This is a genomic window from Halomonas sp. SCS19, assembly GCF_040147015.1.
Classification (GTDB): domain Bacteria; phylum Pseudomonadota; class Gammaproteobacteria; order Pseudomonadales; family Halomonadaceae; genus Halomonas; species Halomonas litopenaei.
Genome location: NZ_JAMSHN010000001.1, coordinates 1,770,338 through 1,788,935 on the forward strand (window position 1 = coordinate 1,770,338; position 18,598 = coordinate 1,788,935).

17 protein-coding genes are annotated in these 18,598 nt (G+C 66.2%); 11 read left to right on the forward strand and 6 right to left on the reverse strand.

Features of this window, described 5'->3' with window-relative positions; all coding sequences use genetic code 11:
• The first annotated feature begins 16 nt into the window (after positions 1-16).
• The 8 genes from NFH97_RS07570 to NFH97_RS07605 all read left to right on the forward strand — a co-directional run bounded on the left by NFH97_RS07570 (position 17) and on the right by NFH97_RS07605 (position 8,447).
• A complete protein-coding gene (locus tag NFH97_RS07570; RefSeq protein WP_045993147.1) occupies positions 17-1,132 on the forward strand; it encodes an ABC transporter permease in 1,116 nt (371 codons plus the stop codon).
• A complete protein-coding gene (locus tag NFH97_RS07575; protein WP_045993146.1) occupies positions 1,132-1,944 on the forward strand; it encodes an ATP-binding cassette domain-containing protein in 813 nt (270 codons plus the stop codon). The genes NFH97_RS07570 and NFH97_RS07575 overlap by 1 nt, the downstream gene beginning before the upstream one ends.
• Positions 1,945-1,959: 15 nt before the next feature.
• On the forward strand, positions 1,960-2,790 hold the full coding sequence (locus tag NFH97_RS07580) for an SDR family oxidoreductase (protein ID WP_045993145.1): 831 nt from the start codon (positions 1,960-1,962) through the stop codon (positions 2,788-2,790).
• Between the two features lie 12 nt (positions 2,791-2,802).
• A complete protein-coding gene (locus NFH97_RS07585; RefSeq protein WP_349624632.1) occupies positions 2,803-3,954 on the forward strand; it encodes a phytanoyl-CoA dioxygenase family protein in 1,152 nt (383 codons plus the stop codon).
• Positions 3,955-4,022: 68 nt separating this feature from the next.
• On the forward strand, positions 4,023-5,027 hold the full coding sequence (locus NFH97_RS07590) for a sugar ABC transporter substrate-binding protein (protein ID WP_349624633.1): 1,005 nt from the start codon (positions 4,023-4,025) through the stop codon (positions 5,025-5,027).
• A gap of 130 nt (positions 5,028-5,157) precedes the next feature.
• On the forward strand, positions 5,158-6,126 hold the full coding sequence (locus NFH97_RS07595) for a sugar phosphate isomerase/epimerase family protein (protein WP_045993143.1): 969 nt from the start codon (positions 5,158-5,160) through the stop codon (positions 6,124-6,126).
• 84 nt (positions 6,127-6,210) lie between these two features.
• Positions 6,211-7,422, forward strand: coding sequence for a Gfo/Idh/MocA family protein (locus NFH97_RS07600; protein WP_349624634.1), 1,212 nt, complete (start codon positions 6,211-6,213; stop codon positions 7,420-7,422).
• A 17-nt stretch (positions 7,423-7,439) separates the two neighbouring features.
• The gene (locus NFH97_RS07605; protein WP_349624635.1) at positions 7,440-8,447 is read left to right on the forward strand and encodes a Gfo/Idh/MocA family protein; all 1,008 of its coding nucleotides are present in this window, start codon (positions 7,440-7,442) and stop codon (positions 8,445-8,447) included.
• A 129-nt stretch (positions 8,448-8,576) separates the two neighbouring features.
• On the opposite strand, the gene NFH97_RS07610 is transcribed toward NFH97_RS07605, so the two are convergent.
• From NFH97_RS07610 to NFH97_RS07635, 6 genes are all read right to left on the reverse strand, one after another.
• The gene (locus NFH97_RS07610; protein ID WP_349624636.1) at positions 8,577-9,365 is read right to left on the reverse strand and encodes a hypothetical protein; all 789 of its coding nucleotides are present in this window, start codon (positions 9,363-9,365) and stop codon (positions 8,577-8,579) included.
• 21 nt (positions 9,366-9,386) lie between these two features.
• Entirely contained in the window at positions 9,387-10,127 is a 741-nt protein-coding gene (locus NFH97_RS07615) for an SDR family NAD(P)-dependent oxidoreductase (protein WP_045993139.1), read from the reverse strand.
• Positions 10,128-10,227: 100 nt separating this feature from the next.
• Positions 10,228-11,016 carry an SDR family NAD(P)-dependent oxidoreductase gene (locus tag NFH97_RS07620; protein WP_045993138.1) on the reverse strand — a complete coding sequence of 263 codons (789 nt, stop codon included), beginning with the start codon at positions 11,014-11,016 and terminating at the stop codon, positions 10,228-10,230.
• A complete protein-coding gene (locus NFH97_RS07625) occupies positions 11,013-12,371 on the reverse strand; it encodes an MFS transporter (RefSeq protein ID WP_213227432.1) in 1,359 nt (452 codons plus the stop codon). Before NFH97_RS07625 ends, NFH97_RS07620 begins: the two co-directional genes overlap by 4 nt.
• 62 nt (positions 12,372-12,433) lie before the next feature.
• Positions 12,434-13,315, reverse strand: coding sequence for a polysaccharide deacetylase family protein (locus NFH97_RS07630; RefSeq protein ID WP_045993136.1), 882 nt, complete (start codon positions 13,313-13,315; stop codon positions 12,434-12,436).
• 569 nt (positions 13,316-13,884) lie between these two features.
• On the reverse strand, positions 13,885-14,901 hold the full coding sequence (locus NFH97_RS07635) for a GntR family transcriptional regulator (protein ID WP_349624637.1): 1,017 nt from the start codon (positions 14,899-14,901) through the stop codon (positions 13,885-13,887).
• Between the two features lie 381 nt (positions 14,902-15,282).
• On the opposite strand from NFH97_RS07635, the gene NFH97_RS07640 reads away from it, so the two are divergent.
• The 3 genes from NFH97_RS07640 (at position 15,283) to NFH97_RS07650 (ending at position 18,594) form a co-directional block, all read left to right on the forward strand.
• Positions 15,283-16,803 (forward strand): NCS1 family transporter, encoded by a 1,521-nt coding sequence (locus NFH97_RS07640; RefSeq protein ID WP_231498543.1) that lies wholly within the window; start codon positions 15,283-15,285, stop codon positions 16,801-16,803.
• A 67-nt stretch (positions 16,804-16,870) separates the two neighbouring features.
• The gene (locus NFH97_RS07645) at positions 16,871-18,250 is read left to right on the forward strand and encodes an amidase family protein (RefSeq protein WP_349624638.1); all 1,380 of its coding nucleotides are present in this window, start codon (positions 16,871-16,873) and stop codon (positions 18,248-18,250) included.
• 41 nt (positions 18,251-18,291) lie between these two features.
• The gene (locus tag NFH97_RS07650) at positions 18,292-18,594 is read left to right on the forward strand and encodes a hypothetical protein (protein ID WP_045993133.1); all 303 of its coding nucleotides are present in this window, start codon (positions 18,292-18,294) and stop codon (positions 18,592-18,594) included.
• Positions 18,595-18,598: the final 4 nt, after the last annotated feature.

Here is an 18,598-nt window from a genome sequence, read left to right on the forward strand (position 1 = left end):
CTCACAAGGAGTCACCATGAGCACCACCGCCTCTCCCACCAGCCAAGATAAGGACGAGCGTCTTGCCCACGTCAGTCCGCTGAAGAAAGCCCTGCACCGACCGGAGTTCGGCTCCGTCGCCGGCGCCCTGCTGGTCATCGTGTTCTTCGCCCTGGTTGCCTCGGGCACCGGCATGTTCTCCGGCGCCGGGGTGATCAACTTCCTCGAAGTCTCTGCCCAGCTCGGCATCCTGGCCGTAGCGGCGGCGCTGTTGATGATCGGTGGCGAGTTCGACCTGTCGATCGGTTCGATGATCGGCTTCGCCGGCATGTTGATCGCTATCCCTGCGGTGCAGTACGGCTGGCCCATCTGGGCGGCGCTGTCCTTCGCCTTCGGCTGCGCCCTGGCGATCGGCGCCTTGAACGGCTGGCTGGTGGTCAAGACCGGACTGCCTTCCTTTATTGTCACCCTGGGCTTTCTGTTCATCCTGCGCGGGGTGGCTATCGGCATTCCCCGTCTGATGGCGGATCGCACCCAGATCGGCGGGGTCCATGACGTCATCGGCAACGACTGGTTCGCGGCGCTGTTCAGCGGAGAGGTCGGCGAGGGCTTCTTCCTCTGGCTGTCCGAGATCGGCGTAATCGGTACCAACTTCGCCGGCAATCCCACCGTCAGCGGCATCCCGGTCTCCATCGTGTGGTGGCTCGGCCTGACCGCGCTGGCCACCTGGGTGTTGCTGTTCACCCGCTTCGGCAACTGGATCTTCGCCTGCGGCGGCGACAAGGAAGCGGCACGCAACGTCGGTGTCCCGGTCAATCTGGTCAAGATCGTGCTGTTCATGTTCACCGCCTTCGCCGCCTGCGTGTTCGCCGCCCTGCAGGTGATGGACACCGGCTCGGCCGACTCCATCCGCGGCATCCTCAAGGAGCTCGAGGCGATCATCGCGGTGGTCATCGGCGGCGCCCTGCTCACCGGTGGCTATGGCTCCGCCATCGGCGCCAGCTTCGGTGCGCTGATCTTCGGCATGGTGCAGATGGGTATCTTCTATACCGGCGTCAACACCGACTGGTTCCAGGTATTCCTCGGCGCGATGCTGCTGATCGCGGTGCTGTTCAACAACTACGTGCGTCGCAAGGCGCTGGAGGCCAAGTAATGAACGCTCCCGTCCCGATGATCGAAATGCGCGACGTAGCCAAGCACTTCGGCAGCGTGATCGCCCTGAGCGGCATCTCCATGAAGGTTCACTCCGGCGAGGTCATGTGCCTGCTCGGTGACAACGGCGCCGGCAAGTCGACCCTGATCAAGACCCTCTCGGGGGTCCACGTACCGACCCACGGCGAGTTCCTGGTCGACGGCAAGGAGGCCCACTTCAGCTCGCCCTCGGATGCCCTCGACGCCGGCATCGCCACGGTCTTCCAGGATCTGGCGATGATCCCGCTGATGTCGATCACCCGAAACTTCTTCATGGGCCGCGAGCCCACCAGGGGCTGGGGACCGACCCGTCGCGTCGACTGGACGTTCGCCGATCGCGTCGCCAAGGAAGAGATGGCCAAGATCGGTATCGATGTGCGCGATCCGGCTCAGCCGGTCGGCACCCTTTCCGGTGGCGAGCGCCAGTGCGTGGCCATCGCCCGGGCGGTGTACTTCGGCGCCAAGGTGCTGATCCTCGACGAGCCCACCTCGGCGCTCGGGGTCAAGCAGGCCTCGGTGGTGCTGCGCTACATCGCCAAGGCCCGCGCCGATGGCCTGGCGGTCATCTTCATCACCCACAACGTGCACCACGCCTATCCGGTGGGTGACGCCTTCACCATCCTCAAGCGCGGCTCCAGCTTCGGCACCTTCCGCAAGGACGAGGTCAGCCGTGAGGAAGTGCTCAACATGATGGCCGGTGGCGCCGAGCTCGAGAGCCTGGACGCCGAGCTTGCAGAATTTCAGCGCGCCGACGGCAACGGCCAGGCGGCCTGAACAGGGAGAGTCTCCATGCAAGATCGTTCATTCAAAGGTCAGGTGGCCATCGTCACCGGTTCCACCCAGGGACTGGGCGAGGCGGTGGCTCGCCACCTGCTGGGTCGTGGCCTGTCCGGCCTGGTCATCTGCGGGCGCCAGCGGGACAAGGGCGAAGCCCTGGCTCGCGAGCTCGAGGGTCTGGGTGAGGACGCCAAGGTGCTGTTCGTGCCCACCGACATGACCCGGGTCGACGACTGCCGCCGGCTGGTGGCCCAGGCCGACGAGGCCTTCGGGCGCATCGACATGCTGATCAACTGCGCCGGCAACACCGAGCGCGGCACCCTGCTCGACACCGACGAGGCCGCCTACGACAGACTGTTCGCGGTCAACACCAAGGCGCCCTTCTTCCTGATGCAGGAAGCTGCGCGGCGAATGATCCGCGATGGTATCGAAGGCCGCGTGGTCAATATCCTCAGCATGTCCGGCCACGGCGGTCAGCCCTTCATCTGCGCCTACAGCGGCAGCAAGGGGGCGCTGGCCACCCTGACCCGCAACGCCGCCTACTCGCTGCTGCGCAATCGCATCCGCGTCAACGGCCTCAACATCGGCTGGATGAACACCCCGGGCGAACACCGCATCCAGACGGATACCCACGGCGCCGAGGATAACTGGCTGGAAGCGGCCGCCCGCGCGCAGCCCATGGGGCGCCTGCTGGAGCCTGAGGAGGTCGCCAGCGCGGTGGCCTTCCTGGCCAGCGACGCCTCAGGAATGATGACCGGGACCATCGTCGACATGGACCAGAGCGTGCTGGGCTGTCACGACAGCGCGCCGCAGCCGCCCGCCGCCATGCGCTGGCCTGACTGAGGAGGACAGACGATGGAGCATTTCATCGATCAAACCCAGCTTGATGTGGCCGCCTTCGAGGCCCTGGTCCAATCGACGACCAATGCCGAAGAACTGCCCCAGGCCGAGCGCATCGTCTCCGGCATCCCGCTCTACCGCGCAAGCCATGCCCTTGACTGTCTCGCCGACCCGCAGCGGCGGCGCACGCTGCTTGACGAGTGGCATCACTGCCTGCTGGACGGTCCCGGGGTGCTGGCGATCACCGGAATGATGGAGCGGACCACGGTGGACCGCGCCAGCGAGAGCTTTCTTGCGCTGATCGAAGCTGAACGGGGGCACGGCCAGCAGGGCGACCATTTTGCTGCGCCGGGTGCCAATGATCGCCTGTGGAATGCCTTCCAGAAACATGGCGAGGCCGACCCGGACGGTTTCGTCGACTACTACGCCAACCCGGTGCTGGCACTGGTAGCCGAGGCCTGGCTTGGCCCGGGCTACCAGATCACCTCCCAGGTCAATGTGGTTAAACCGGGCGGGCGCGCTCAGTTGCCTCATCGCGACTATCACCTGGGTTTTCTGAGCGAGGCACAGGCGCTGGGCTACCCCCTGTCATTGCAGGTCGCCTCACAACACCTGACGCTGCAGGGCGCCGTGGCCCACGACGACATGCCGCTGGAAAGCGGACCAACCCAGTTGTTGCCTCACTCCCAGCGCTACCCAGAAGGCTATCTGGCCTACCGCGACCCGGCCTTCCAGCAGGTGTTCGCCCGCCATCGCGTTCAGCTACCGCTGACCAGGGGCGACGGCCTGTTCTTCAACCCGGCGCTGTTTCACGCCGCGGGCGACAACGACAGCCAGGACCTGCGGCGCATGGCCAACCTGCTGCAGATCTCCTCGGCCTTTGGCCGTGCCATGGAGAGCGTCGACAACACCCGCCTGGTGCGCGCCGGCTTTGCCGCGCTAAAGGCCCGCTTCCAGCGCGATGGCTGGACAGCGGCGATCCGCGCAGGTGTGACCGCCCTGGCCGAGGCCTACCCGTTCCCGGCCAATCTGGATCGCACCCCACCCCAGGGCGGGTTGGCCCCCCAGAGCCAATGCGAGCTGCTGACACTGGCCCTGGACGAAGACTGGGACGCCGAACGCCTGGACCGGGCACTCGACCAGATGGCGCAGCACCGACGCGCCTGAATCACTGCATCAACGTGACACCCCTGAGCACCATCACCCGCAACACCAACAACAATCGGAGTACAGCCATGAGCAAGATCACCGAAAAGACCAGCGCAACACACACCGGGGTCAAGCGCCCCAATGCATTCTCCAGGGCCATCACCGGCGCCCTGGTCGCTGGCGCCATGGCGCTGTCGGCGAGCCAGGCGGCCGTTGCCCAGGACGCCGACCCGCTGAAGTTCGTGGCGATCACCCATATCGTCGCGGCGGACCCCTTCGGCAACGTCCTCAAGCGCGGTTTCGAGGATGCCGCCGAGGAGATGGGAGTGGAGCTTCTCTACAACTCTCCGGCCCAGTACGACACCTCCCAGATGCTGAGGATGATCGAGCAGGCGATTGCCACCCAACCCGATGGCCTGGCGCTGACCATGCCCGACGCCAGCGCCTTCGCCGAGCCGGTGCGCGAGGCCATCGCCGCCGGTATTCCGGTGGTGGTGCTCAACACCGGCGAAGAGATCGCCGGCGAGATCGGCGCACTCAACTATGTCGGTCAGAGCGAGTACCGCGCGGGCAAGATGGCCGGTGAGCGCATGAAGGAAGCCGGCGTCGAGAGCCCCATCTGTATCAACTTCGCCCCCGGCCAGTCGCAGCTTGATGCCCGCTGCAAGGGCTTCACCGACGCCTTCGACGGCAGTGCCGAACAGATCTCCACCACCCAGGATCCCACCGCCATCACCAATGCCGTGCTCGCCCACCTCAACTCGAGCCCGGACACCGACGGCGTGCTGAGCCTGGGATCGCTGGCCACCGACCCGCTGATCAACGAATTCCGTAGCCAGGGCGCCATGGGCCAGATCGCCTTCGCCACCTTCGACCTGTCCGCCGAGACGCTGGAAGCGGTTCGCGATGGCGAGATGCTGTTCGCCATGGATCAGCAGCAGTACCTTCAGGGCTACCTGCCGATCATCTCGCTGGCGCTGTACAACCGCTACGGCCTCAAGCCCACCAACAATATCCAGACCGGGCCAAACTTCATCACCCAGGAAAACGCCGAACAGGTCATCGAGCTGACTCAGCAGGGCTATCGCTAAGCGGCCACCTCACCCAATGGCCATCCGCCACCATGGCAAGGCCGGCGACTCACCGAGCAGGCCTTGTCGGTATTGATCATCCACACCTCGCCCGCCCTTCATGGGCGGGTTCGCTTGACAGGAGCATCACATGAAAATCGGCCTCGTCACCGACAGCCTGGCCAATATGTCACTGGACGACCTGCTCGCCTTCTGCGCCGAACAGGGCATCGAGTGCGTGGAATTTTCCATCGGCAACTGGTCGGACTCGCCCCACCTCGACGCCGCAGCACTGCTCGACAGCGAAGCCGCACGCCAGGACCTCAAGGCCAGGCTCGCCCACCATGGCGTCACGATTTCCGCCTTCAACGCCAACGGCAACTCGCTGCATCCCACCGATGGTGAGCGCCAGCACAGGGTGGTCGAGCAGGCCATCGCGCTGTCCCGTCACTTCGAGGTGCCCCGGGTCAATCTGATGTCAGGCCTGCCTGGCGGTGGCCCGGATGACCGTTTCCCCAACTGGGTGACCGCCGCCTGGCCACCGGAAACCGCCCAGATGCTCGACTACCAGTGGAACGAGGTCGCGCTGCCCTACTGGCGCAAGCTGGCCGACCACGCCCGCGGCGAAGGCATTCGTGAACTATGCCTGGAGATGCATGGCAACCAGCTGGTCTACAACCTGCCGGGCTTCCTGCGCCTGCATGGCGAGATCGGCGACATCGTCGGCCTCAACTTCGATCCCAGCCACCTTCTGTGGATGGGCGCCGATCCCATCGAGGTGGTCCAGCGCTACGCCCGCCACATCTACCATGTTCACGCCAAGGACACCGCGCTCAACCCGGCGGCGGTGGGCCTGACCTCCCGTCTGGACAATCAGCCAATGGGCGATTTCCGTGATCGCGGCTGGTCCTACGTGACCCTAGGGTACGGCCAGAAACTCGAGTGGTGGAAGGACTTCTGCTACTGGCTGCAGGCCGGGGGCTACCAGGACGGCGTGCTGAGCATCGAGCACGAGGATATCAACCTGTCGCGCCGGGAGGGCGTGGTGCGCTCGGTGGAACTGCTGCGCGCCTGCATGCCCAGCGAAAAGCCCGACTACGAGCTGCCCAACGCCAACTAGGCCACGCCGGTGATCGCCCGGCTCGACCAGCCTCACCATCCCCGGGCGACGTGACCGACGTGGCCCACCAGCGGAGACAAGCGAATGCCCAAGGCGCTCAACGTTGGCCTGATCGGTAGCGGCTTCATGGGTCAGGCCCACGCCGATGCCTATCGCCGTGCCCGTACGCTCTACCATGATCTGCCGCTGCGTCCTCGCCTGGTCGCCATCGCCGACCAGGGCGATCAGGCCGCCAGGGCCGCCGCCGAACGGCTGGACGTCGAGCGCGCCTACGGCGACTGGCGGGAGCTGGTCGCCGACCCGCAGGTGGAGGTGGTGGACATCACCTCGCCCAACGCCCTGCACTTCGACATGGCGATGGCCGCCATCGACCATGGCAAGCACGTCTACTGCGAAAAGCCCCTGGCCATGAACGATGACCAGGCGGCGAAGATGGCCGAGGCGGCCCGCGCCCGCGGGGTCAAGACCATGGTCGCCTTCAACAACATCAAGACGCCGGCGGCCCTGCTCGCCAGGCGGCTGATCGACGAGGGTGCCATCGGCACACCGATACGCTTTCGCGGCACCTTCGACCAGGGCTTCTTCAACGATCCCGAGCTGCCCTGGTCCTGGCGCTGTTCGCGCCAGCAGGCCGGCACCGGGTCACTGGGCGACCTGGGCGCCCACACCATCAGCGTCGCCCAGTTCCTGATGGGCGATATCGAGGAGGTCTGCGCCCAGAGCCAGATCCTGTTTGCGACCCGGCCCGTGGTGGATGGAGCCGGCGAGGGCGCTGGCTACGCCAGCAAGGCGACAGCAGGCGCCGAGCGTCGCGAGGTCGAGAACGACGACCAGACCCAGGCGCTGGTGCGTTTCGCCAGTGGTGCCGGCGGCGTGATCGAAAGCTCTCGGGTGGCCGCCGGCAAGGTCTTCGGCATCGGCTGGGAGGTCAGCGGCAGCGAGGGCACCCTGGTGATGGACGGCGAGCGCTTCAACGAGCTCAAGCTCTTCCGCTACGCCGACCGGCGTGAGGATCGCGGCTTCAAGACCCTGCTGGCGGGCTCCCAGGTGCCGCAGTTCCGCGCCTTCTTTCCGTTCGACTACGGTGGTGGCGGCATCGGCTACTTCGACGTCAAGGTGATCGAGGTCCACGACCTGGTCCAGGGCATCGCCTCATCTGCCGGCTGCTTCCCCGACTTCGCCTTCGGCCGCCACAACCAGAATATCCTCACCGCCATCGACGTCTCCTGCCAGGAGCGTCGCTGGGTATCGGTGCCCGCCCCCCAGCAGCGCTCATCCGCACAACTCACACCCTGACCGCAAGGAACCCGACCATGATCGACGCACCGGTACGCTGGGGCATCCTCTCCACCGCCAATATTGCGCGCATCAAGCTGATACCGGCGATGCGGGCGAGCGCCCACGCCGAGGTTCTGGCGGTGGGGTCACGCAACCAGGAATCGGCCCAGGCGTTTGCCGACGAGATGGATATTCCGCGCGCCTACGCAAGCTACGAAGCGGTGATCGACGACCCGGAGGTGGAGGCGGTCTACATCCCGCTGCCCAACCATCTGCATATCGAGCTGGCCCAGAAGGCGCTGGACAAGGGCAAGCACGTTCTGTGCGAAAAGCCCCTGGCGCTTACCGCCGAACAGGCGGCGAGCCTCAGGGTGCCGCCGGGACTGTTGTTCTGCGAGGCCTTCATGGTGCGCCACCAGCCGCGCTGGCTGGCGGTCAAGGAGCGCATCAAGGCCGGCGACTATGGCGACATCCGCATGGTTCAGGCCATGCTCACCTTCGGTCTCGACGACCCCGGCAACTACCGCATGCGCCCGGAGTTCGGCGGTGGCGCGCTCTATGATGTCGGCTGCTACGCGGCCATGGCGACTCGCTTCGCCTTTGGCTGCGAACCCCGGCGGGTGATGGCCCACGCAAGCCGCGACCCGGAACATGGCGTGGACGTCGTCGCCAGCGTGCTGCTCGACTACGGCGAGGGGCGCCACGCCAGCCTGATGGTCTCCACCGCCACCAGTGCCGCCCAGCACCTGCACATCGTCGGCAGCCAAGGTGCCATCGATCTGCCAGAGCCCTTTATCGCTCCGGTCGAGCGCCCGACCCGGGTGGTTCACGACAACGTCTTCGACCTCTATCAGAGCGACCCCAAGACGGAAACCTTCCCGCCCATGGACCAGTACGAACAGGAGGTCAGTCGTTTCTGCCGCGCCCTGCGCGGTGAGGAGGTCGGGCTCTATGGGCTGGAGGATTCCATCGCCAATCTCAGGGTGATCGACGCCATCTTCGCCTCGGTCGACAGCGGCGGCTGGGCCGCAGTAGCGCAGTAGCGCAGTAGCGCAGTAGCGATATTCGTGAGGCATTTCCCCGCTACGGCGGGGCTTTTTTTGGTTCATCGCACCTTGCCTGGAGCAAGGCCCGACAAGAGCCCGGGCGGGGCGCGCGCCCCCCTTCCGGTCTCACGCGTGACGCGGGCTGTGCAGACGCCTCTGCCACGCCCACAGGGCGCTACTGGTGCCCAGCGAGGCAGCCAGGGCGAGGCCAAAGGACAGCACGGGGGAAAGATGGGCGGCGGTTGCCGCAAGGACGGCGCTGAAGGCCACCAGGCTGAGCATGCCAAGCTGGGTGTCGACCAGGGTGGCCCGGGCGACCTCGGCGCCGTAGCGCTGGTGCAGGGTCAGGGCGATGGTCAGCATGCCGATGGGAAAGCTCAGGGCGACGCCGGACAGCGCCGGGGCGATATCCGCCAGCACCACGGTCGCCAGACACACGATGCCCCCGGCCAGGGTGCCGCGTATCAGCAGGTCGGCCCAGACTAGCGGCGCCGACACCGCCGTCCGCGACAAGCCCAGCGCGCGCATCAGCCGCATCGCCAGGGCCAGGCAAGCGATGAACAGTACCAGCGCGAGCCCCGTGCCGCCTGGCAAGACGGCAGCCAGCGCCGCCACCGGCAGCCATAGCACGGCGGCCAGGGCGACAGCCGCCAGCGCGCCCTGCCGCCCCGCCAGCAGCACATACGCCAGACAGAACGCCAGGGTCGCGAACATCGCGTGCAGCGAGCCCAGCGCCGCCTCGGCAACGAAGGCGCCGGGCTGCTCGCCCAGCATGAAGAAGTAGCCGGGGCCCAGCACGATCGGGGTGCCGGCCAGCACCCCGCCCAGGCGTGGCCCCAGGCGCACCACCGCCACCGACACGCCGATCACTACCAGGGCGGTGGACAGCCACTTGACCAGCAGAAGGGTGAGCATTCACGGACTCCTGTCTGGCCGCTACATCACGTCGCCGCTATTGGGCCCGAGGGTCTGGCCCAGGTACAGGTCGCCATCCGGAGACGCCGCCAGCATCAGCGCCGAAGGCGCCACTTCCTCGGCCCTGCCGAAGCGTCCGAGCGGCAATTCCGCCTCCTTGTCGGCGATCCATTCCGGGCTCAGTCCCTCGAGCATCGGGGTCAGGATGGGGCCAGGCGCGATGGCATTGGTCAGCACATTGAAGGGTGCCAGCTCCCGCGCCATGGACTTGGTCAGCCCCAGCACGCCGGCCTTGGCGGCGCAGTAGTGGGACAGCCCCATGCCGCCCTTGAGCGCCAGCTGCGAGGCAACATTGATGATCCGCCCGGCCTTGCGCTCGACCATATGCGGGGCCACCGCGCGGCTGACCAGAAAGACCCCGCGCAGGTTGATGCCGATCATGCGGTCGAAGGTCTCGCTGGTCATCTCGAGAAACGGCGTCTCGTCGAGGATGCCGGCGCTGTTGACCAGCACGTCGATCACCTGGTGGGTGCTGATCACCTCATCGACCATGGCCTTCACCGAGGCTTCGTCGGAAACATCGACCCGATGGGTGCTGACCCGGGCGCGCAGCGCGCGGGCCACCTGATCACAGGCATCGGCGTTGAGGTCGGCCACCGCAACGGTGGCACCTTCGGCGTGGAACAGGTTGGCGATGGCACGGCCGATACCGCTGGCGCCGCCCACCACCAGGGCAACCTTGCCCTGAAGTTTCTGTGACATGGGATTCTCTCCACTCGCTGGGGGCACGAGGCGAGGGCCGCCGCCCTCGCCTCGCGTCGCTGGCTTGGATGCGCCTTGGCCGGCGCCTTGACGGCTGGCCTCAGCTCGGCCAGCGCACGGTCAAGCCGCCGTCCACGATCAGTTGCTGGCCGGTCACGTAGGAGGCATCGTCACTGGTCAGAAAACGTATCGTGCGAGCGACCTCGTCGGCGTGGCCGACCCGGCCGGCAGGGATCACCTTGCCTGCGGCGGCAAGGCCATCCGGGCCCAGGGAGTTGACCGGGTCCAGTGACTGCGGGGTCTCGATCAGCCCGGGGATCAAGGTATTGACGCGGATGCCCCGAGGGGCAAGCTCCACCGCCAGCGACCTGACCAGGCCCATCAGCCCGCTCTTGGCGGTGGCGTAGTGGGCGTGCTCGTCCCAGCCATAGACGCCGCCGGCGATGGACGACACCGCGACCATGGCGCCAGGCCCCGTCATCACCCGCGCCGCGCTGCGAAATATCCGCATCACGCCGGTCAGGTCCACCGACAGCATGTCGTTCCAGGCGTCGTCGGTCAGATCCTCGAGCGCGGCCTGACGCAGGATGCCGGCACCGGCCACCGCGATATCGAGCCTGCCGAAGCGGTCGATGGCGGCCTGGGCCAGGGCGTCGCACTGGGCGCCATCGCGCACGTCCAGCGCCACCGCCACACACTCGCCGCCGGCATCGGCCACCGCCGAGACGGTCGCCTCGACGTCATGGGGGTCACCGGGGTAGTAGCCGGCAACCACCTTGGCGCCTGCCCTGGCGTAGCTGACCGCCAGCGCCTGGCCGATGCCACTGGCGGCACCGGAGATGATGGCGACCTTGCCGGCCAGACCATCGTCGCGTGTCAGAGCACTCATGCCACCGCCTCCTCGAGGGTGTCGTGTTCACGATGGTCCACATGACGGGTGCCGAACATCAAAAGTCCACTGAGCACCAGCGGCAGCGAGCCCGCCAGGATCGCCGACCAGGTCATGCTGACACCCGCGGTCAGCAGCACCGACACCAGACCGGAGCCGATGATAGCCCCCACCGGTGCCATGACGTGGGCCACGTTGGCCCCGGTGCCGCGTACATGGGGCGGGAAGGATTCACCCATGTAGAACAGGATGGCGGCGAACGGACCGAGCAGGAAGAACAGGGTGACGGCGTACATCAGGTAGACGAAACCGTCGCTGGCCGGGCCAAGCAGCATCAGGATGCTGGCGACACCGCCGAGCAGAAAGCCCATCAGCACGGTGTTGCGCCGACCGATGCGGTCGCCCAGCCAGCCGTGGCTGAGGTAACCGACAAAGCCCACCGCGTTGGCCAGGATCAGCACGTACAGCGAGCTTTCGAAGCTGACGCCCTTGGCCTCCACCAGCACCGTGGTGCCCAGCACCGCGAACACCTGGATCGCCATCCAGCTGAACAGCCAGACCAGCGACAGCGAGATGGTGTGACGACGCAGTTCCGGCGTGAACACGCCCTTGAGCCCCAGGTTGCTGCCGGTGTTGACCTCGACGTCGTGCTCGGCGGCAAGCTGGGCCGCACCCTCGGCGTCACCCGCCTTGCGCCGCCGCTCGACCTCCTTGATCGCGGCGAAGACCGGCGACTCGGGCAGCCGGACCGCCATCACGATAACGATGATCGAGGCGCAGGCGGCGACGAAGAAGCTGCCGCGCCAGCCGACGATCGGCAGCAGCAGCGAGGTCATGCCGGCGGCCAGCAGGGCACCGACCGGCCAGCCACTCTGCACCAGGCTGTACATGAAGCCGCGGCCCTTGGCCTTCTTGTAGATCTCATTGAGATAGACGGCGTTGACCACCTCTTCGGAGACCGCAAAGCCGGAGAAGGCGCGAATGATCACCATGGAAGCGGCGCCGATGGCGATACCGGACAGGCCGGAACTGACGGCGCCGCCGATCACCAGCAGGATCAGGGTCTTCTTGCGACCGAAGCGATCGAGCATGGTGCCGACCACCAGCGACACCAGGAACACCCCGATGGTGGCCCAGGTGTTGACCGCGGTGGCCTTGGCGGTGGTCCAGCCGAAGTCCTCGGCGATGACCGGCAACAGGGTGCCGAACAGGGTGTAGTCGTAGACCGACGCCACCCAGGCGATAAAGCAGACCAGCGAGGCGTAGCCGATCTGTTTCTTGGTGATGACAGCGTTCCAGGGCTCGTCCGCGTCGGGACGGGCCCCGGAGGGCGCGGTTTGGGTTGGCTCGGTCATTGACGTCACCCTCTTTCGTTATTGTGGTGTGGTTGTCAGGGGAGGCGCGATGGAGGTCGCGCTCAGCCGCGTGGATGGCGGCTGGCGAAATCGTCGGCGATCTCGTCGAAGGTGCAGAAACGCACGCCTTCGTGGCTCTGCATGTGCTCGATCAGTCGCTCGAGCATCATCAGCACCTGGGGACGGCCGGAGACGTCGGGGTGGATGGTCATGGTGAACACCGCGTAGTCGTTCTCGCGGTAGACCCAGTCGAACTGGTCCTGCCACATCTCGCCCAGCTGGCGCGGGCTGACGAAGCCATGACTGTTGGGGGACTTCTTGATGAACATCATCGGCGGCAGGTCGTCGAGGTACCAGTTGGCCGGGATCTCGATCAGGTCGGTCTCTTCGCCGCGTACCAGCGGCTTCATCCACTCCTTGGCCGGCTTGGAGTAGTCGATCTTGGTCCAGGAGTCACCGACGCGCACATAGTAGGGGTGGAAGTCGTTGTGCATCAGGCTGTGGTCGTACTTGATGCCACGCTCGAGCAGCAGCTCGTTGGTCACCGGGCTGAATTCCCACCAGGGCGCCACATAGCCGGTCGGCCGCTTGCCCGACAGCTGGGTCACCAGCTCGATGTTGTAGTCGAGCACGTCGCGTTCCTGCTCGCGGGTCATGGCGATGGGGTTCTCGTGGCTGTAGCCGTGGACCCCGACCTCGTGACCGGCGTCGACCACCGCCTTCATCTGCTCGGGAAAGGTCTCGATGCTGTGGCCAGGAATGAACCAGGTGGTCTTCAGGTTGTAGCGCTCGAACAGCTTGAGCAGGCGCGGTGCACCGACCTCACCGGCGAACAGGCCGCGGGAGATATCGTCGGGGGAGTCCTCGCCACCGTAGGAACCGAGCCAGCCGGCCACGGCGTCCACGTCGACACCAAATGCACAGAGAATCTCTTTCTTCGCCATCTTGAACACCTCGTCTTGTTGCTTGGTCTTGTTGGGGCTTGCGGTGGCGCCGCTGGCCCTGGTGTCGGTCGTGCGCTTGCTGGACTACCGACGTGCCATCGGTCCTGCGGCGTCAGCGGTTGTGTCGACCGCCATCAATTGAAGACTGGATACAAAGGTCATTTTTGTCAAGACGGAGATTTCAGGCGTAGAGCAGCGCGTCGCGACGCTCGCCAATGACCAAAACCTGCGACTCAGGCCCGGTTACAGGCAAGTATGGCGATACAAGGCCGACCATTCAGGCTTTCAGCAACAGCCAAAAGTGCAAACCTTCTTCGACCAATGGGTGAGAACAGACGAGCCCTAAAAATGCCGATCGAATAAAACGTCATTTTTTATGGGCGCGGTATCCAACTGACATTTTTTATTTCTAGACCAGGGGGGGGTGACAGGACAGCACGCCGGCCTGGGGCAGGCCGACCGCAAGACTTGAGGAAAGGCCGCAAAAGGCAAAAGACCAGAAACAAAGGAACATGCAGAGGACGGAGGGCAAGGCGGCGCCGACGCACGCCTTGCGCCCTGCGCTGGCGTCAGACGATACGTTGAAGGTAGGGGGGAAGGTCAGGTTCGGGGAACACCGACAGCACCTTGAGCCGACGGCGGGTGCGCTCGGCAGCCGCCTGGAGGTGGGACTGCAGACTCGAGGCGGCGGCGTCGAAGGCGCCAAACAGCAGGTGATCGATCACCAGCTTGTGCTCCATCAACAGGGGCTCGTCCCGAGGAACCCCCAGCGTCTGGAAGAACATGCGATTGACGATGACCGGCAACTGGCTCTGGGCGATCATCTCGCCGGCCTTGCGATTGCGGTAGTGGCGCAGGCAACCCTGGTGCAGGTCACGTTCCAGTCGAGCGATGGTCGCGGCAGACTGCTGCTCGGGGTGATCGATCAGTCGCTGCACCCGGTCGCGCATTACCTCGAGCTCTTCACGTTCGATCAGCGGGCCAGAGGCCTTGAGCGCCGCCGGCTCCAGCAGCACTCGAATCTCGTAGTCCTCGGCCACCGCCTGGGCGGTCAGCGGCCCCGCCAGCCAATGGGAGTGGCGATCCTTTTCGATCAGCCGCTGGCTGCGCAGCCGTCCCAGCACCTCTCGCGCCACGGTGCGGCTGACGCCGTAGTAGTCGCTGAGGCTGGTCTCGACGATGCGGAAGTGACCAAACGCCAGACAGGTGGCCACCGCCTCCTCGACCTCGGCGTGGATGCGCTCGGCCGCCGGACGGGTATCCACCACCGGTGACTCATCGATGCCGAGACCAAGACGCTCAGGGGTCAGCGCCTCCCGCGCCGGCTCCACCGCTCCGGGATCGGGTGTCGCCAGAAAGCCGCGCCCTTCAAAGCGGCTGATCAGGCCCTGCTGGTGCAAAAGCTCCAGCGCCTTGCGTACCGGCCCACGACTGGTGCCGAACAGCCGTGCGATAGGCCCTTCCAGCAACACCTGATTGGGCGGCACCCGCCCCGACTCGATGGCTTCTCGCAGTGAATCCTGGATCAGCGCGTAGCGGGGGGCGCGACTGCCCTCCTGCCTCGACCTAGCTGGCGTACTCAGCACCCGTTCCTCCCTGACGTCCAATCACCTGACCTCTCGCTTACACGCCACCGATGTCCGGCAGCCACGATCCAAGGCCCGGCAGCCGGGCAACAAGCGCCCATCTTGACACCTCTTCAGGACCCTTTCGAGCCACTCGGAAATGACGTTTGTTGCCAACTTCACAAGATCCATGCCCGTCTGCACGAACACAAAAAAGCCTTTTTACCGGAAAACAGCCTATTACAGATTGTCCTCGGCCCCTATGCGGCTTAAGGCGCAGGACGGCCCTTGCCAAAAAATGATTTTTGTATCCATACTGCATTTATGCGAAACGGAGATATCTCTTCGTCCGACGTCGCTATCGCCTCCAACAACAACCAACGACATTCAAGGAGCGCTCCCGTGGCCACACCACAAGACGCCCCCACCCCCGCCACTTCGGCGGCAGCCCGCGACAGCGGCGACCACCTGCTGGAAGCGGCGATCCTGCCGGTCTGGCTGAATCAACGCACCATCGGCTTTTTTGGCTTCATCTGGCTATGGATCGGCATGGCGGTGATCATCGCCACCTTCCAACTGGGTGCCGGCGGGGTCGCGGGCCTTCCGCTGATTCAGGTCGTCGCCATCATCTTCCTGGCTAACCTGGTGCTCGGCGTGGTGATGAGCCTGACCGCCGACATCGGCACCGAACACGGGCTCTCGTTCGCGGTCTACCTGCGCGCGCCCTTCGGGCTCAAGGGCACCCACCTGCCGGCGGTGTCTCGCGGGGTAGTGGCGGCCATCTGGTTCGGCGTACAGACCTATCTGGGTGCGCTGGCCCTGAACGGCATCGTCGAGTACCTGTGGGGCCTGGACAACTGGATCCTGTGGTATGTGCTGTTTGCCGTGGTCCAGATCGTCAACACCGCCCTGGGCATCCGCGCGGTGGAGCTGCTGGCGTCGATCGCCGCCCCCTGCATCGTGGCCATCTCGGTGTGGATGTACTTCACCCTCGACGTGCTCGCCGAGACCCAGGGCATCAATATCTGGACCTTCGTCGGCGACCAGAATGTGGCCGCCCTCGGCCTGTTCTTCGCCAACATGGCGTTCTGGTCGGCGCTGGCGGTGGATATCCCCAACCTGACCCGCTTCCTCAAGACAAAGGGTGGCGAGCGCAGTTTCTTTCAGCGCAACAAGAACGTCTTCGTCGCCCAGTTTCTGGCACTGCCGGCCACCCAGGCCTGGATCGCGCTGATCGGCGGCGTGTCCTTCATCGCCGCCGGTGACTGGAATCCGGTCACCGTCATTCAGGGACAGGGCGGCGGCCTCACCCTGATCGCACTGCTGGCGATGGTGATCCTGGCCCAGTGGTCGACCAACAACGCAGCCAACCTGATCCCGGCGGCGCTGACCTTCGTCAACGCCGGCGCGCCAAGGGTCAGCTACCCGGTCGCCCTGGTCATCGCCGGCATCATCGGCACCGCCTCGATGCCCTGGCTGATCCTCAACAACCTGTTCACTTTCCTCAGCTACTACGGCGCCGTGCTGTCGGCGGTGGGCGGCATCATGGTGGCCGACTACTACCTGCTGCGTCGGCGTCGCCTCAACGTTCCGGCGCTGTACGATCCCAACGGCCAGTTCCGCTTCAGCGGCGGCTTCAACCCCGCCGGCCTCATCGCCTGGATCATCGGCGGTGGCCTGGCGCTGATCTTCCTCGAGTACGCCTACGCGGTAGGCTTCGGCTCGGCCCTGGTGGTCTATATCGTACTGATGAAAGCCTGGGTGCTGCGGCGCTATCCTCAGGAGGAGATCACCTCCGGCTACGACGACCGATTCCTCGCCACCTCGGTGGGCCGCAACTGGGTCTACACCGAAAAGGGACGCTTCGAACGCCTGGAAACCGGTGACATCCCCGACTCCGCGCTCAAGCGCGAGGATCGCTGAGTCGTCGCCTGGCGCCGCCCGCGGCGGCGCCCGCGGCGGCGCCCACCACCCGCTACAGGAGACGTGCATGCCTGCACAACCCTTCACCGCCCTGGCCATCGGCGAGGCCATCCGACGCGGCGAACTCGATCCGGTCGCGTTGACCCGCCAATGCCTGACCCGGGCCACCGACAGTGACGCCGTCTTTATCTCGCTGACCGAACAACGCGCCCTGGTCGAGGCCGAGGCCTGTGCCGAGCGTCAGCGCTCGGGCACCCTGCGCGGGCCGCTGGACGGCGTGCCGCTGGCCTGGAAGGATCTGTTCGACATCGCCGGTACCGCCACCACCGCCGGCGGCAAGGTGCTGGGCAAGACGCCGGCCGAGCGCGACGCCGAGGCGGTACGCCACACAGCCGGCGCGGGCATGGTCTGCATCGGCAAGACCAACCTCACCGAGATCGCCTACTCGGGGCTTGGCCTCAACCCCCACTACGGTACGCCGCACCATACCCCTCCCCCCACCTCGAGCGAGCACGAAAGCAGAAACGAGAACGCGCCCAGGGCCCCCGGCGGGTCCAGCTCCGGCTCCGCGGTGGCGGTCGCCCAAGGCATCGTGCCGGCCGCCATCGGCACCGACACCGCCGGATCGCTGCGCGTCCCCGCGGCCTTCAATGGGCTGGTGTCCTATCGTCCTTCCCAGGCCCGCCACTCGCGACTGGGAGTGACACCGCTGGCCGACAGCCTGGACACCATCGGCGTCATCGCCAGCACCCTCGAGGACTGCCTGGCCATCGACGACACGATGCGCGGCAGCGCGCCGCTGGTTCGTGCCGCCGCCGTGCCCGAACAGTCGGTGATCGTGCTCGATGCAAGCTGCCTCGACGACCCGAGGGTATCCCGCGCCGTGGGCGACAATCTGGAGGCCTGCGCCAGCCGCCTTAGGGACGCCGGTTTCCGCATCGTCCGTCGCCGCGTGGCGAGCGTCGCCGACACCCTGGAGGCCATCACCCGCCACGGCTGGATGGGCGCGGCGGAGGCCTACACCGAGTACCGCGCCCTGCTGGAAGGCCCCGATGCCGAGGCCATGGACCCCAGGGTACGCAAGCGCCTGGAGGCCGCCCGCCAGATGCCCCCGGACAGCGTGGTCAGCCTGTACCGCCTGCGCCAGGCGCTCAAGACGCGGCTGCGCGAGGAGCTCGCGGGCGCGACCCTGCTGACGCCCACGGTGGCGCATGTGGCGCCCTTGCTCGCGCCGCTGGAAGCCGACCCCGAGCACTTCGCCGAGGTCAATCTGGCGACGCTGCGCCTGAGCATGGTGGCGAGCCTGCTCGACTCGCCGGCGGTGGCGCTGCCCAGCGGGCGCGACGACGACCGCCAGCACACCAGCCTGCAGCTGAGCGGCCCCTGCGGCGAGGACGAAGCGCTGCTGCGGGTGGCCCTTGGCGCCAGCTCGGCGCTGACGGCGTAACTCACATTCATTCGGCGCCGACGGCGCCATCGGAGGTTGGCATGTGCGGACTGTGCGGCGCACTCGGCGGCGAAAGCCACTGGAGCACCAACATCGAGGACCCCGAGCAGGCCCACTTCGCGCGCAGGCGCGCCCGCGCCTACCGGGTCACCCTGATCAATCGCGTGCTGAGCCCCCGCCGAATCACCATCGAGGACTTCCAGGCAGCGAGCTTCGTGCTCGCCACCGCCACCGGCAAGCGCGAGATCGTGCAGGACCTGGGCGGCGTATGGCTGCAGGCAGAACGCATGGGCGGTCATGAACTCGACCCGCTCGATCCCGCCTTCCTGGCCTCGCTGCAATGACGCC